Source organism: Corynebacterium efficiens YS-314, assembly GCF_000011305.1.
In the GTDB taxonomy this organism is placed as follows: Bacteria; Actinomycetota; Actinomycetes; order Mycobacteriales; family Mycobacteriaceae; genus Corynebacterium; species Corynebacterium efficiens.
This window is the reverse complement of sequence record NC_004369.1, coordinates 1,075,299-1,090,444: the sequence shown is the minus strand read 5'-3', so window position 1 is coordinate 1,090,444 and position 15,146 is coordinate 1,075,299. Positions and strand designations below refer to the sequence as shown.

At 61.8% G+C, this 15,146-nt stretch carries 12 protein-coding genes; 4 read left to right on the top strand and 8 right to left on the bottom strand.

Features of this window, described 5'->3' with window-relative positions; all coding sequences use genetic code 11:
- Positions 1–20 precede the first annotated feature (20 nt).
- Entirely contained in the window at positions 21–2,084 is a 2,064-nt protein-coding gene (gene ggt, locus CE_RS05255; protein ID WP_011075246.1) for a gamma-glutamyltransferase, read from the top strand.
- Between the two features lie 15 nt (positions 2,085–2,099).
- Here the strand turns inward: ggt and CE_RS05250 are convergent, their stop codons facing one another.
- Entirely contained in the window at positions 2,100–3,809 is a 1,710-nt protein-coding gene (locus tag CE_RS05250) for an SWIM zinc finger family protein (RefSeq protein ID WP_162096713.1), read from the bottom strand.
- 301 nt (positions 3,810–4,110) lie between these two features.
- Between CE_RS05250 and CE_RS05245 the strand changes: the two genes are divergently transcribed.
- Entirely contained in the window at positions 4,111–5,058 is a 948-nt protein-coding gene (locus CE_RS05245; protein WP_143758426.1) for a hypothetical protein, read from the top strand.
- A gap of 31 nt (positions 5,059–5,089) precedes the next feature.
- On the opposite strand, the gene CE_RS05240 is transcribed toward CE_RS05245, so the two are convergent.
- Positions 5,090–6,106: an IS630 family transposase gene (locus tag CE_RS05240; protein WP_035110174.1), complete on the bottom strand. Its 1,017-nt coding sequence runs from the start codon at positions 6,104–6,106 to the stop codon at positions 5,090–5,092.
- A gap of 63 nt (positions 6,107–6,169) precedes the next feature.
- Here CE_RS05240 and CE_RS05235 point away from each other — a divergent pair, with 63 nt between their 5' ends.
- Complete coding sequence (locus CE_RS05235; protein ID WP_011074885.1) at positions 6,170–7,513, top strand: IS256 family transposase; 1,344 nt, start codon at positions 6,170–6,172, stop codon at positions 7,511–7,513.
- Positions 7,514–7,573: 60 nt separating this feature from the next.
- Positions 7,574–8,083 (top strand): hypothetical protein, encoded by a 510-nt coding sequence (locus tag CE_RS05230; protein WP_143758425.1) that lies wholly within the window; start codon positions 7,574–7,576, stop codon positions 8,081–8,083.
- Positions 8,084–8,247: 164 nt separating this feature from the next.
- Here the strand turns inward: CE_RS05230 and CE_RS05225 are convergent, their stop codons facing one another.
- From CE_RS05225 to CE_RS05200, 6 genes are all read right to left on the bottom strand, one after another.
- Positions 8,248–9,474 (bottom strand): YihY/virulence factor BrkB family protein, encoded by a 1,227-nt coding sequence (locus CE_RS05225; protein ID WP_006770014.1) that lies wholly within the window; start codon positions 9,472–9,474, stop codon positions 8,248–8,250.
- 279 nt (positions 9,475–9,753) lie between these two features.
- Positions 9,754–10,377 (bottom strand): response regulator transcription factor, encoded by a 624-nt coding sequence (locus CE_RS05220; protein WP_006770015.1) that lies wholly within the window; start codon positions 10,375–10,377, stop codon positions 9,754–9,756.
- Complete coding sequence (locus CE_RS05215; protein ID WP_162096712.1) at positions 10,374–11,576, bottom strand: sensor histidine kinase; 1,203 nt, start codon at positions 11,574–11,576, stop codon at positions 10,374–10,376. Before CE_RS05215 ends, CE_RS05220 begins: the two co-directional genes overlap by 4 nt.
- A gap of 13 nt (positions 11,577–11,589) precedes the next feature.
- Complete coding sequence (locus CE_RS05210; protein ID WP_006770017.1) at positions 11,590–12,441, bottom strand: ABC transporter permease; 852 nt, start codon at positions 12,439–12,441, stop codon at positions 11,590–11,592.
- Between the two features lie 25 nt (positions 12,442–12,466).
- Positions 12,467–13,444, bottom strand: a complete 978-nt coding sequence (locus tag CE_RS05205; protein WP_006770018.1) for an ABC transporter ATP-binding protein — start codon at positions 13,442–13,444, stop codon at positions 12,467–12,469.
- 134 nt (positions 13,445–13,578) lie between these two features.
- The gene (locus tag CE_RS05200) at positions 13,579–15,138 is read right to left on the bottom strand and encodes a multicopper oxidase family protein (protein ID WP_035109876.1); all 1,560 of its coding nucleotides are present in this window, start codon (positions 15,136–15,138) and stop codon (positions 13,579–13,581) included.
- Positions 15,139–15,146 lie beyond the last annotated feature (8 nt).

Sequence of the window (15,146 nt, the reverse complement as noted above, 5' to 3'; positions counted from 1 at the left end):
AACCCTGATAATCTCATGCCATGAATGTGATACGGAACACACCACATAGGATTGTGGCTGCGTTGTCCGCAGCCACCCTGGCACTCACACTGAGCTCCTGTGTCAACGAGGATGGCTCCAGCGCCGTCACCGAAGCAGCTGACACCACCCAAACCCAGGACACCGCGACCTCTGTGACCACCGGCGACACCTCCGCCACCACGTCCGCGGAGACCTCCATAGCAACCGTCACCGAAACCACAACCGGAAGCGCTCCCCCGCCCATGGAACCCTGCGAACTGCCCGAGGATGCCAACCGGGAGGAGGGGACGGACGGCACCCATTCCGGTGAGGACATCTCGGTCGCCCCGGAGATCTCCACCGGTTACCGGTCCGGCATGGAACCGGTCACCACCCGCAACTACGCGGTCTCCACCGCCAACCCCCACGCATCACGGGCCGCGTGTGAGATCCTGCGCGAGGGCGGAACAGCTGCGGATGCCCTGGTCACCGCCCAGTTCGTCCTCGGGCTCACCGAACCCCAGTCCTCCGGTATCGGTGGTGGCGGCTACATCCTCTACTATGACGCCGGCACCCACCAGGTCACCGCCATCGACGGCCGCGAAACCGCACCGGTGGCCGCCGATGAGAACTACCTGATCCGGGTATCAGCCGAGGACGAGTCCGCGCCCGTCCCGGATGCCCGTCGTTCCGGCCGCTCCATCGGTGTGCCGGGTATCGTCGCCGCCCTCGGACACCTCCACGAGTCGCAGGGACGCACCGAGTGGTCAGGGCTGCTGGAGGAGGCCCAGACGCTGGCCACCGACGGCTTCGAGATCAGCCCCCGCATGTCCGCCTCCATCGCCAACTCCGCGGAGGATCTCGCGCGTGATCCCGAGGCTGCGGCCTACTTCCTCGACGCGGACGGCGAGGCCAAGTCCCCGGGCACGCTGCTGCGTAACCCTGAGTACGCCGACACCCTGCGCCTGATCGCCGAGGGGGGCCCCGATGCCTTCTACACCGGCGACATCGCCGCCGACATCGTCGAACGTGCCACCCGGGAGGTTGAGGGTGTCACCCCGTCGCTGCTGAGCACCGCTGATCTGGCCGCCTACACCCCCGTGACCCACGACGCGCTGTGCGCCCCCTACCGGGACCGGGTGGTGTGTGGCATGCCGCCGTCCTCCTCCGGTGGCTCCACGGTGCTGGGCACACTCGGCATCCTCAACCACTTCGACCTGGGACAGTACGCGCCCACCGGCGCCGGCCCCGACGGTGGACTCCCCGACCCCGAGGCCGTCCACATCATCGCCGAGGCCCAGCGCCTGGCCTACGCCGACCGCAACGCCTACATCGCCGACCCCGCCTTCGTGGACGTGCCGGGTGGCGGCGTCGAGGAGCTGATCAGCCGGGAGTACACGCAGCGGCGTGCCGAGCTTATCGACGAAAAGACCTCCATGGGCACAGCCGAGGCCGGTCTGGATGATGTCCCCGTCGGGGCCCCGGTCCCCGAGAGCGGCACCAGCCATGTCTCCATCATCGACTCCTACGGCAATGCCGCCTCCCTGACCACCAGTGTCGAGGCCGCCTTCGGGTCCTTCCACTTCACCCGCGGTTTCATCCTCAACAACCAGCTGACGGACTTCTCCGCCGAACCGGTGGATGAGAACGGTGAACCGGTGGCCAACCGCGTGGAATCAGCGAAACGACCACGTTCCTCCATGGCCCCCACCCTGGTCTTCGCCACCGGCGACAATGGTGACATCGGTGAACTCGAGATGGTCCTCGGCTCCCCCGGCGGCGCCCTGATCATCCAGTATGTGGTGAAGACCCTGGTCAACATCATCGACTGGGGCATGAACCCCCAGCAGGCTGTCTCCGCACCGAACTTCGGTGCCATGAACCAGCCCGCCACCGGCATCGGCATTGAACACCCGCTCATGGCTGAACACGAAGCCGAGTTGATCGACGCCCTGGAGGACCTGGGTCACGAGGTCAACCCGACCGAACAATCCAGTGGTCTGTCCGCCCTGATGCGCGGAACGGGCAACTCCATCATCGGTGGCGCCGACCCCCGCCGCGAGGGGGTGGTGTTGGGCGGCTGACCCGGGGCTGTTCCCCTACAGCCCGTGGCGGTCGAAGATCGCGAGCATCTTGGTCCGCCGGTAGTGGGTGTCACGCAGCTCGGCAAGGGTGCGGGACAGCTCCAGCGAAGCCGGCTGGAGTTTTCTCGCCCGTGAGAACAACTCGGCAGCCCGCTTGTAGTTCTTTTCAACTGCCGGACCACCGGCCACATCCCGGCCCAGCCGGATGAGCAACTCCAGTGCCCTGTCCGGTACGGTGCGCTCGAAGTAGGTGATTACCGAGTCGGGAACCAGCATCGCCTCCCTGGTGGCGATGAGCTCCCACAGAGCCTCGGTGTCCCCCTCATGCAGGAGCACCTCCTGGAGGGCAAACACATTGGTGATCATGGCCTGTGCCTCTGACTGCAGGTCCTCCCCACGGGCTCGACCTGCCTCCACCAGGAGGAGGTAGTTGGCCAGGCTCTGGTGCCTGGCCAGCTCCCGGCGGGCGAACTCGACGGCCTCATCGACCCGGTTGGTGTCCACGAGGATGTCCACGATCTCCCCGGCAGCAAGGCGGTGACCGGGCAGGCCCTGCCAGTCCCCGAGCATCTGCTCAAAGAGATCCTGTGCCTGGTCTATCCGGTTGACCTCCACCAGCCGGTGGAATGCCTCCTTCAGGTTGCCTATCTGTTCCAGGGTGGTGACCGCCAGGTCCACATCCCCCGTGGCATCGGCGAATTCAACCAGGTGGCGGGTGATTGACCAGCGTCGACTATCGTGTCGGTCGCCTGCGGGATTATCCAGCGCGCTCTCCAGACCACGACGGTATTTCGCCTTCGCCCGGTCATCAAGGATGGGCCAGAAATCCGCGATGCTGACCTCCGGCCACCCGGGACCCGTCAGCTGCACCTTGAGCACCCAATCCACCACCTTGCCCGGGTGCGCCTCCCCCGTGACGCAGATGAAGGCATGCAGTGCTGCGGCATCCTCCAGGACCCCGCCGAGATATCCATCGGAATCATCGGTCCGCTCCAGGATCGTGGAGATCCGATCCACCAGCCGCCTCGACTGTTTGATGAGTGCCTTCTGGTGACCTGCCATGGCGAGGGCTTCGATCTCATTGACCACCTGACCAAGCTGGTCCGCGACCTCCCCGGCGCGGTGATAATCCACGAAGGGGCCCACACGGCAGGCGTCGGTGATCAACTGCCTGACATAGTTCTCCACCTCCTCCGGGGTCAGATCGGCGGCGATACCCGAATCGGTGAGGACTGCGTGGGACAACTGCGCCAGATAATCCTCCGCCCCGGGTACCGCGTCACGCAGCGCATCGAGCACGGTGAGCAGATCGTCCCGGTCGAGGGCGGCCAGCATCTGTGAGACGGGGTCGGCATCACGGGCCTGCACGGGAACGGGCACATCGTCGAACGCGTCATCAAACGCATCATCATCGAAGGACAGCACACCCGGTTTCGATGGCTCATCCAGGAGTGTCAGTCCCAGGGCCACCAGATGTTTGCAGAAGAATCCCCGCTGATGATGGGGACAGGAACAAAACGACTGGATCTGCCCACCCACCAGTCGAAACCCCACCTCATACAGGCGGGTACCCCGGACAGCACCTTCCACCTGGCGATCATCTTCTCCCTCAATAGTCACCGCGTGCAACAGTTGTTCCCCCCGATCAAAGACATCCGATCCGGCGTTAACTTCGAGGAGCTCCCTGCTGAGGGCGGTACGTAGAGCGGTGATGGGTGAAGTCATGGGGTCAGGATAACCGAAGCCTTTCATCACCAAGAGCTTTTCCAGTCGTGAGTGTTGCCAAGACACCAGCACTTGCAGCACATATGCTCTATGTATACTTACTGGATTTGCCCTGTGAATAAGCTTCACTCCCCCTCAATTATGCCCTTCAAGGGCGCAGATAAGGCTCAAGGTGTTCAAGAACGAACTCATGGCAGGCCTCACCTCGTTCGCAGTCGGCACGACGGCGGTAGTAATGGTCTCCCCCACCGCCCACGCTGTCCAACTGCACTCAGAGGAACGCTCAGGGCGGGAAATCTGCGTGGCCACCCTCTCCGAACGCGAGACTCAGATCTCCAGGGACTACTTTCAGAAGCTTCTCGACGAACACGCGAAGCTCCAGGAGAAACTCCGCGCTGCGTTTCCACAGTTCCAGGCTGAATACATCGCAATGGATGAACGAATCGCGGCTGGTGAGGTTGTTAGAGGGGTTGATCTTCCTCAAAGATCTAGCGACGCTCTTCGAAGTGAAGGGGTCTTCTTCGTGGATTTGGAATTGTTCTTCTTTCAGGGAACTGCAGAATATCGAGAGTATCAGCGCCTCGCTGAAGAAGGCTTTGCCATCACCGTTGAGATAGCTCCGGGATGGACGAAGGGTGAACTACCTCTTTACCCCTTCAGTGAGAACGCTGTTCTACCGGTAGGTGCTGATTGGACCAGAACTGAAGTCAGTTCCAAAGCGGTCTCATTGCACGTTGCTCTGACGAATCTGTACTCCCAGAGTGCACTGAGTTCAACCGTCCAACGGGAGGCAGTTCGTCCCTATATTCAGCCTCATTCATATGCGATCACCACGATTGAAGAGCAGTTCCTCGAGACCTTTCACTATGACACCCTGAAAGATGCTGCAGAGGATTGTCTGGCTTCGGTGGATACCTCGGCATTCCCTCCGGTTGAGGCCGCTCCCACCACGACGTACACCCCCACGGTTACGGTGACCGCCCCTGCCCAGACCACGACTTTGACCCCGGAGCCTTCAACCATCACGGCTGCACCCAGCACCGTTGTCGTTGAACCAGCTCCAGTCACCACTACTGCATCGCCTTCGACTGTCACTGAGATTCCGGATCCCGTGACCACAACGCCGGCTCCCCAGACAATCACAGAAACCCCAGAACCGATTACGACAACGGCAACGCCCGTAACGGTTACAACTACACCTGATCCAGTAACAGTCACTCAGACTCCGTCACCGGTGACCAAGATATAGCTCTCCCAAAACAAAAGCTACACCCACAAGGTCAGATTCGATAGGAAAAAGTCGATGAACCGACAAACGTCTCAAACCCGATACAGGTGTCCTCGAAGACTAGTCGCTGACGGTTACTGATCGCTGCTTTCGCCTCGTTCCATACCTTTTCAATCGGATTATGGTCCGGGGCATAAGGTGGCAACCATACCAGGCGCACATTAGCCAAGACGTTGCCTTGGCCAAGGTGCTCGCGAAGCTTCTTGGACCTGTGCCACCTCGCGTTATCCCACACCACGGTGATCTTTTTACCTGGATGCCTGTCCATCAGCGTGGTCAGTGCCTCGATGATGGTGTCAGTGTTTTGCCACGCCAACCGCAACAGATCCACCTCACCGCTGCTCTGGGACAGGAAACCGATGTAGGACTGGGCCTGACGGACACGATCGACACTCAACGTTGTGGGATGACCTTTATGGATCCAGGCTTTACGCACCTCTGATTCATGCTCAACACGGACTTCGTCAGCGGCAAAAACCACCTGCTCGGGGTCATTAAGTGCGCCAGCGATCTCGTTGCGGATCGTAGCCATCCGGGCAGCAATCTCGGCGTCACTGCCGCGGCGTTTATCAAAGACCTGTGGGTATTTAAAGCTCAGGCCCGCGTGGCGTAACAGCAGGTGGTAGGTGGTGTCAGAGTCGTAGACGACCTCGAAGTTACTGGCTATCCAGTCTTTTAACTGTGGCACGGTCCAGAACTGGGCTGGGATGTCATGTGCAGACGGCGGTGTGGATAGGACTGTGGCTATCTCTGCGCGTTGTGCGGGGGTGAGTTTGGATGCGTTGGTGTTAGCTGCGTGGCCGGTGTAGAGGCTGGCGATCCGTAGTCGGTTGAACTCTAGGATCCAGGTGGTGACCGTTGAGGGTCGTCGCTCCACGAACCTGGCGATGATGTCTGGGGCGACACCGTCATCGAGAAGTAGAAGTGCTTCGGCTTTGTGTTGGACAAGGCTAAATCGGGAGCGTTTGTAGCTTTTGAGGATGGTGATTTCCTCGTCGGTGAGGGCAATCTTCGAGAGTGTCTAATGGTTTGTGTGTGAGGGACTCCCCTCACATCAAGGAGATAAACCATAATGACCACCGTGGCTAAACAAGACCCAGCAGATTCCGCACGGATCAAAGCAATCGAGGAAAAGCTCCTAGCCAACCCAGAAATGGCAAAGCTCATCGATGAGCTCGGCACGTCCACCACCGATGCCAATGACCTCGTCCGGGGCCTGTTACAGGCGTCAATTAACCGTGGTTTGAACGCGGAAATGGATGCCCACCTCGGCTACGGGCATAGTGATCGGGATGGGAAAACAGCCGCTGGCCAGGGAAATCACCGCAACGGGTACTACCCCAAACGCGTGGACTCCAACTACGGTCCCATCGATGTTGCTGTCCCCAGGGACCGCAACGGCTCCTTCCTACCGACCATGGTGCCCAAAGGCTCCCGCCGGCTCACCGACGTCGACGATATGATCATCAGCTTGTATGCGGGCGGGATGACCGTGCGAGATATCCAACACCACATGATCACCTCCATGGGTGTTGATATCTCCCATGAAACAATCTCCGCGATCACCGATGCCGTCTTGGATGAGGTCATGATCTGGCAAAACCGCCAACTTGATGACTTCTACCCGGTGATCTTCCTCGATGCGTTACGCATCAAAGTCCGTGACGGGGGCCGGGTGGTCAACAAGTCCGTCTACCTGGCCATCGGGGTGGATATGGACGGGATCAAGCACATCTTAGGGATCTGGTTGGCGAAGGAAGAAGGAGCGTCGTTCTGGGCGAATGTGTGTGCCAACCTCGCCACCCGGGGAGTCCAGGACGTCTTTATTGTCTGCTGTGATGGGCTCAAGGGCCTGCCACAGGCGGTGGAGGCCACCTGGCCTGATTCCATGGTCCAGACCTGTGTCGTGCACCTGATCCGGGCGGCGAACCGGTGGGTGGCCTACGGCGATCGCAAGGCCGTGTCGGCGCAGTTGAGGAAGATTTACACGGCCCCCACCGAGGACACCGCTATCGCGGCGTTGGAGGAATTCGAGGCATCTGAACTGGGAGTGAAGTACCCACAATCGGCGAAGGTGTGGCGTGATGCCTGGGATCGGTTCATCCCATTTTTGCAGTTCCCGCCGATGGCGAGAAAGGTGATTTATACGACGAACTCGATCGAATCGATGAACAATGAGCTGCGGAAAGCCACCCGGAACCGGGTGCAGTTCACCAATGATGAGTCCGCGATTAAAACCTTGTGGTTGATGATCTGCAATATCGAGGACAAGCGGGCGGCGAAACGCGCTAAGCAGGGAAAACGGGTGGCTGCTAGCAGCGGCCGGTTGATCGAGGGCCGCAAGGTCGCCAACTGGAAGCAGGCGATTAATCAGATGGCGGTGGCGTTCCCGGACCGCTTTGAGGCTTACCTTTAATATTTAAATCCAGGAGCCCCACACACAAAAATCTTGACACCCTCCTTCGGGGAGGCGACCATGGTTCAAAAGTCAACAACCCCGGTGAAGCAGATCAGCGCTCAAACACGCTTATCCGGAAGCTTTTGTTTTGAGAGAGCTATAGTTGAACCGAGTACTATTACAACCACTCCGGATCCCGTGACCACCACGCCCACCGCCGACATCATTACTGTCACAGAGACACCAGAGCCGGTCACCGTGACAGCTCTCCCAGACACGGTGACTGAGACTGCAGAACCGGTGACTTCCACGGTAACCCCGGAGCCCTCTACTGTGACGCTTGCTCCGTCCACCACCACGGTGAACCCAGCTCCTGCCACCGTCACCAACACCCCAACCACCGTGACCGAGACTATCGAGCCAACAACAGTCACCGTGACCCCGACTGCAACGAAAACCTCGGCTCCCGGTGACCAGGCGACCGACAACGAGGGTGGTTTTGGGAACCTGGGCCTATTTGCAATCGTGGCGGCCATTTTCGCAGCAATCGGCGGAATAGTTGGTTTCATGATGCAGGGCATCATCTAAACACTGGTCAATAAGGGCCAACGGGGACAGATGGTTTCTCACTCAATTCCACTCGAACAAGAACCCCGCCGGGATTCCAACCAAATCCGAATCGAAGCTAGTGGAGGAAAACCTCACTCGCTGGCAACGTCACTACCGGACATTTCGGATCAGAAAACCAAGGGTTAATCCATCTCGCTGCGCCCCACGCGCCGGGAACCGCGGTGTTCAGTACGCACCGCGTCATTCTCTGACTGCTCCGATTCATCCTCCTGATCGGAGGCCCTGTTGGCCGCCATGTTCTCCGCGGCGTGTTTGAGCCGGAACTGGCGTGCCTCCTCGACGATGCCCTCCCGGATTTTCTTGTTCCGCACCGCCGCAGTGGTTGACCGGGGTGGCACGAGGTTGTTCTCCTCCGCCGGCAGACCCGCCTGCAATTGGCGGGCGCGGCTGACCTCGGCGTCAATCTTGATGCCGAGGATGAGCACGATGTTGAGGATCCACATACCCACGAACAACGCCATGACGGATCCCACCGCACCGTAGCTGTTGAAGGCGGCGAACGTGGTGAAGTAGATGTTCAATCCCCAACCGGCAAGCAGGATTCCGAGGATGGCGAAGACGGATCCCGCACTCAACCACTTGAACCTGTGGGGTTTGACGTTGGGAGCGAGGTGGTAGAGAAGCGCCACCAACCCCATGAGGATGAGAAGGATCGCGGGCCATCTCACCCAGTTCCACACCGGCAGGAACGTCTCGGAGAGATAGGTGAGGACATCGGTCAGCCCCAGGGGTTCGGCGATCGGGCCGAACAGTCGCATCACAGTGGTCTCATTGATCAGCAGCGATATCAGGATGGCGGCCACCCCCATCAGCAGGGACAGGTTCATGAGCACCATCATCAGCCAGTGCTTCAGCAGGAACCGTCCCTCGGCGCGCCCGTAGACGGTGTTGGCGCAGCGGGAGAACGCGCGCACATACGCCGAGGAGGTCCATAGCGCCACGACGATACCCACGATCAGACCGACCAGACCCGCGGAGGCGGAACCTGCCACGGCATCGACCACGCTGAGGACAATCTGCTGCTGGTCCTCGGCGACATGCCGGGTGATGAACTCCCTGGCCTGGTCAAGTACCTCCAGGGGTCCACTGGCCAGCACCAGCGTGACCAGGGAATAGGCCACCAGTAGGCCCGGGGCGACTGACAACACTGAGAAATAGGTCAGGAGGGCACCCAGGTCCCACAACCGTTCAATGAAGAATTCCTTGGCCACCCGTTTGATCGCATGACGCCAGCCCTCGGCTGAGAGTGGACGGAGTTTGTCCACATCGATTTCCTCGCCGGAGATGTCCGTATCCGCTGCGATCAATGTTGCGTTCAGGTATTCACTGGGCTGCACCACGCCTTCCATCCTCCCACAAGACCTGGTGGGGAACCACGGACCCGGTGTCCACGGTGACCTCCCGGATGCTAGCCCCGACGATGGTCACAACATGGCCACAACACCCGGGTATAGACCTTTAACCTCTTCCCTGGTGCTTTTAGACCCGATATCATCAGGGCAGACCCTGTGATATCTGATGTCACAGGAGTTCCTGCCGGTCACCCCCCTGGTGCCATCGGCCATGAGGGCCTCCGCATCCTATGGTGCAGGGGCCCTCGCCATGCTCACCCATGCTCACCACCCCAGTTACAACCACCCCAGTTCGCGGGCCCGGGCGAATGCCTCGAAGCGGTTCTGTGCCCCCACCTTGCCCATGGCCTGCGAGAGGTAATTGCGTGTCGTGCCGGGAGCCAGGTGCACGGCAGCGGCGATCTCCTCCACGCTCAGCCCCTTGCCCGCCAGTTCCAGGACGCGTTCCTCACCCGGGGTGAGTGGGGATTCACCGGCGCTGATGGTCAGGGCGGCGAGTTCCGGATCGATATAGCGTCGGCCGGAATGCACACTGCGGATGGCGTCGGCGAAGTCGGCGGCGGTGGAGGTCTTGGGCAGAAACCCCCGGACCCCGCTGGTCAGGGCACGTTTGAGTTGTCGGGGTCGGGCATGACTGGTGACAATCAGCACGGGAAGTTCCTCGGTCATCGCCCGCAGCGCCACGGCCGTGTCAATGCCGTCCATCCCGCCCAGCTGGAGGTCCAGCACACAGACATCGGCGCACTCCTCCCCCGCTGCCTGCCGTTCACGCCACCAGGTGAGAAGCTCCTCACCGGAGCTGCAGACCACCACCACCTCCAGATCAGGCTCCAGGCCCAGCAGGGTGGCAAGCGAACTCGCAACGAGGGATTCATCATCGACGATGGCAATGGTAATCATGCCGGGACCGCGCTTTCCAGGAGAAGTCGGACGGTGAAGAGCTCGCCCTCGCAGTTGACCTGCAGGGACGCCCCTGCAGCATCGGCGCGTTGGCGCAGCGCACCGAGGCCTGAGAGTCTACCCACCGCACCGCTGGCACCGTCGTTGGTCATGCGGACATCCGTGTCCGACAGGTACAGATCGACCGTGGTGGCGTCGGAGTGGCGCAGGACATTGGTGGTGGCCTCCCGCACCAGCCAGGCGGCCAGTTCACGGTGGGGTGCGGGGACATCACCGGCGGCACCGTGGACGTGGAGGGTGATGCGGGCGTCGTCAAGCAAACTTCTTGCGCCGTCGATCTCGGTGGCGAGGTTGATGGAACGGTACCCCTGGACCACCTCCCGCATCTGCGACATGGAAGTGCGTGCGAGTGTCTGCAGTTCACGCAGCTCATCCTCCAGCCGGTCATCACCGCGGGTGGCCAGGGCGAGGGCCACCTCGGATTTCAATGACATGGCTGCCAGGTGCTGACCGAGGGTGTCGTGCAGTTCCTGCGCGAAACGCAGACGTTCCTCGGTAACCCGCAGGGAGGCCTCCAGTTCCCGGGAGTGCTCCACCTCCTTCATCACATTGACCGTCCAGATGGTCATGCGCACAGTGATCACCGTGATCGGGGCGAACACCACCCACCATGAGGCCACCGGCACAGTCATGTTCACGATCACCCCGACCACCAGGGTGAGTCCGAGGATGATGAGCCAGGAATACCTCAACCAGGGCACATAGGCGATCGACAGGGCAAACAGGGACATCACCGTGATAATGACCGCTGTCAGACGATCCGCGGTGGAAAAAGACGGATGTTGCAACGCCAGTGACACCACCAGGCCGAGTACCGTGATGACCAGCCCGACCCGGAATAGTGGTTCAACTGGGCTGCGGGGCCGGGTGTTGAGGTCCGGGTGCACCTCGAAGATCAGGATGGGGAAGATCAGGAGCAGCAGCACATAGAGACCCACCACCACGAGGCGCCAGGATGGAATGCCTGCGGTGGAGAGGAAATCGGAGGCGCCTACCAGGTAACCCAGGATCACGGCCACCGGAATGAGCTGCATGGACACCCGGGTGTACAGCGCGTATTTGTCCACACTTCCGAGTCCCCGCCACCGGTGCAGTGGGGTGAGGAGGTTCTCCAACCGGGACGAGTGTGTTTCAGTCATCAAAGAACCCATGTTAGCGGTGGGTGTCCCAGCGCATGAAGTGTCGTGCCGCGACAACCGCCAGGACCGTCCACGCCGTCACGATCAGCAGTGGTTGCACGCTGGCACCCAGCACACCGGTGAAATCGAGTGTCTCCGCACCGTTCAAGGCCGAGGTGAAGGTCTGCCCCGCCCAGCCCAGCTGGACCAGGTCCCTGACCGCGGCGAAGGGGGTGTAGCTGATGATATCGGCCACCACCCCGTCACCGAAGATGGGCCGCACCGACCCCAGGCCGATCAGGGCGATGGTGAACACCGGCATGGAGGTCAGCTGGGCGGCCTCTGCGTTGCGGGTGAACGCGCTGGTGTTAAACGCCAGGGCGCTGACCAGCACCAGACCGATGATCATGGCCACAATGACCGGGATGAGATTGACCGGGGCAGGCGCACCCATGAGCATCAGGAGCACCACCACGATGACGGCGAACACCACCGTCAGCAGGGCACCCGGCACGCAGATCGCCCCGAGGATCTCCCCGTCGCGGGCTTCCCCGGTGCGCAGCCTTTTCAGCACACGTTCATCACGCCGGGTGGTCACCATTGACAGCACGGTGTAGAACTGCACGAACAACAGGGTGTACAACGCGAAGATATCGAAGGTGTTGGCGGCCTCCAGGGCCCCGCGGTCCCCAACGCCGAACAGAAACAGTGGGATGCCGACGGGGAATGCCGCGATGAACAGCAGTGTCTTGTTGCGGCGGAACTGCAGCCACTCCGCGGTGCCCAGTGACCTCAGCCGGGACAGGGAGGTGCTGCAGAGCCGGTTCCTGGACGGGGCGGACGTGACGGCCGAGGTGGTTGAGGTGGAGTTGGTTGAAGTGGTCATGTCTGTTTCTCCTGGGCTTGTTGGCTCAGCTGTGGGCGATATTGTTGGCGATGGTGCGACCGGCGATGCCCATGAACACCGACTCCAGGGTGGCCGGGCGTGCGGCGAAATTCTCCAGCTCAACGCCCTGATCCGCCGCCCACTGCAGCAGCTGCAGGGTGTGGTCCTGCAATTGGGTGGTGGAGATGACCACGCGGTTGTCGTCTCGCTGTACCTCAGCCCCGGTGAACTCCGGAAGAGCTAAGCGCCGGTGGTCTGTGGTGAAGCTGATCTCCGCGCGCACCCGCCCCACCAGTTCCCGGAGGGTGCCCGCCAGGGCTATCTCCCCGGCATCCATGATCGCGATCCGGTCGGCGAGGTATTCCGCCTCCTCCAGGTAATGGGTGGTCAGGATCATGGTCACGCCGCGTTTCTTAAGGTTAAGCAGCAGGTCCCAGGTCTGGCGGCGTGATTCCGGGTCCAGGCCGGTGGTGGGTTCATCCAGGAACAGGATCGACGGATCCCCCAGCAGAGCACAGGCAAGATCGAGGCGTCGTTGTTCGCCGCCGGACAGTGAGCCGACCTTGACGTCCCTGCGGTGGGTGAGATCGACGTCGGCAAGCACCTCATCGATGTCCCGGGGATAGGAGCAGGTGCCGTGCCACATGGTCATGGTCTCCTGCACGGTCAGCTGCGAGGGCAGACCCCCGGACTGCAGCATGATGCCGAGCTCCGGGCGCAGGTCATTCCGATCGGCCAGCGGGTCCAGCCCGTTGATGCGCACCTGCCCGCCGGTGGGTGGGGCGAGCCCCTCCATGATCTCCAGTGTGGAGGTCTTGCCCGCACCGTTGGTGCCCAGCAGGGCGAACACCTCACCACGCTGGACGTGGAAACTGCAGTTCCGCACCGCCTGGTACGCCTTCTCCCCCTTGCCGTAGGTGCGGGAGAGATCGGTGACCTCGATGACTGTGGTGGCGGCGGCCTGCTGCCCTGCAGAGTCTGGAGTGTTCAGTGTGCCTGTCATGACACCGATTCTTCCCCGGATCTGCCGCCGTCACCAGAGTCATATGTCAGGAATGTGGTGCCAGCCTGTCACCTCCCGGGCATGACAAATGTCATGGGTAACCCGGTGCTCAACACTGCTTGACGACGCCCCGATCACACCACGTGGTGCGCGTGGGCGTGGGCCCCACCGCCCGAACCGCTCGCCGAATCCCCGAGCTGGTTCGCCGGCTGCCCACCGGGTTCCACAATGACGAACTGGCCCATCATGCCCTGGTCCTCGTGGTAGAGCATGTGGCAATGGTACATGTACGGCCAGGCGGGGTCCGGGTGGTAGCCGAACTCCACGGCCAGGCGGGCGGTGGCACCGGGTGGGAGCCCCACGGTGTCCTTCCACCCGTCGACAGGCACCTCGATGTCGGTTCCGGTCATGGACAAGACCTTGAAGCGGGAGTTGTGGATGTGGAAGTTGTGGGGCCAGTCCGAGTTGTCGTTGGTGATCTCCCAGATCTCCGGGCCGTCGTGGTCGATGACCACATCCACCCGCTGCATGTCCATCATCTGGTCGTTGATGGAGAAGGTGTTGAGCACGAAGCTGCGCTCCGGCGCGTCGATGACATCCGGGTCCTGGCGGGCGGCCGGATCGAGCACCCCGGGGATGGCCGGGGTGGACGGCGCATCCTCACCCGGGCCGGTGATGGTGAGCAGATCGAAGGAATCCGCGAACCCGAAATCCGGGGTGTACTCATCCTCCGGCACTCCGAAATTCCCGGGGAACGCCACCGACCGCAGGGTGACCTCCTCCCCCGGTTCCAGATCCACCAGGATCTCCCAGCGCTCACCGGGTCCGATGATCAGGCTGGTGCGCTCGATCGGTTCGGCGAGGAAACCGGAATCACCGGCGATGACCTGGAAGGGGCGGTCATCGGAGAAGGCCAGATTGAAAAACCGCATGTTGGATCCATCCAGCAGGCGGAACCGGACGCGGCGGGTGGTGGCGTCGAAATGCGCTCCGGTGATGCCGTTGACGGTGGGGGTGTCCCCGAGCAGGCCCAGGTCGGGCAGGTCCTCCTCGTCCAGGGAACCATCCTCGTGGAAACGGTGGTCCATGAGCACCACCGGGATGTCGTCCACACCGTAGTCCTTCGGGATGTCGAGGGAATCGGAGACCTCATCCTCGATGACGAAGGCACCCGCCAGCCCGCGGTAGGCGTGCAGACCGGTCAGCCCATGGGGATGCGGGTGGTACCAGAGGGTGGCCGCGGTGTTGCTCACCGTCCAGGACGGGGACCAGGTCTCCCCCGGTTCGATGGGCGAATGGGGTCCGCCGTCGGCGATGCCGGGCAGTTTCATGCCGTGCCAGTGGATGGTGGTCATCTCCCCCAGCCCGTTGGTGATCTCGACGGTGACCTCCTCACCCTTGCGGGCGGTCAGGGTCGGCCCCAGGTGGTTGCCGTTGAAACCCCAGGTGCGGGTGGTCACATCGGGCAGGATGTTGCTCTGCCCCTCCTGGGCGGTGAGGCGGTAGATGACCCGGTTGCCCTCCCGTTCGCCCTCGGCCAGCGGCGGAATGGGTAGTGGACGGGGTTCACCGCCATACCCGCGGGGTGTGGAGTCCCCGGCGCAGGCCACCAGGAACCGCGAGGCCGCCACCATGGCCACCGTCGCTCCCGCACCCTTGATGAACGCCCGACGGTTGATCTCTGGCAGCTGCATGATGTGGG

Excerpts from the sequence above, each read along its gene's own strand:
- ggt (WP_011075246.1), top strand. The coding sequence starts at position 21 with ATGAATGTGATACGGAACACACCACATAGGATTGTGGCTGCGTTGTCC.
- CE_RS05250 (WP_162096713.1), bottom strand. The coding sequence starts at position 3,809 with ATGACTTCACCCATCACCGCTCTACGTACCGCCCTCAGCAGGGAGCTC.
- CE_RS05235 (WP_011074885.1), top strand. The coding sequence starts at position 6,170 with ATGACCACCGTGGCTAAACAAGACCCAGCAGATTCCGCACGGATCAAA.
- CE_RS05230 (WP_143758425.1), top strand. The coding sequence starts at position 7,574 with ATGGTTCAAAAGTCAACAACCCCGGTGAAGCAGATCAGCGCTCAAACA.
- CE_RS05225 (WP_006770014.1), bottom strand. The coding sequence starts at position 9,474 with ATGGAAGGCGTGGTGCAGCCCAGTGAATACCTGAACGCAACATTGATC.
- CE_RS05220 (WP_006770015.1), bottom strand. The coding sequence starts at position 10,377 with ATGATTACCATTGCCATCGTCGATGATGAATCCCTCGTTGCGAGTTCG.
- CE_RS05215 (WP_162096712.1), bottom strand. The coding sequence starts at position 11,576 with ATGACTGAAACACACTCGTCCCGGTTGGAGAACCTCCTCACCCCACTG.
- CE_RS05210 (WP_006770017.1), bottom strand. The coding sequence starts at position 12,441 with ATGACCACTTCAACCAACTCCACCTCAACCACCTCGGCCGTCACGTCC.
- CE_RS05205 (WP_006770018.1), bottom strand. The coding sequence starts at position 13,444 with ATGACAGGCACACTGAACACTCCAGACTCTGCAGGGCAGCAGGCCGCC.
- CE_RS05200 (WP_035109876.1), bottom strand. The coding sequence starts at position 15,138 with ATGCAGCTGCCAGAGATCAACCGTCGGGCGTTCATCAAGGGTGCGGGA.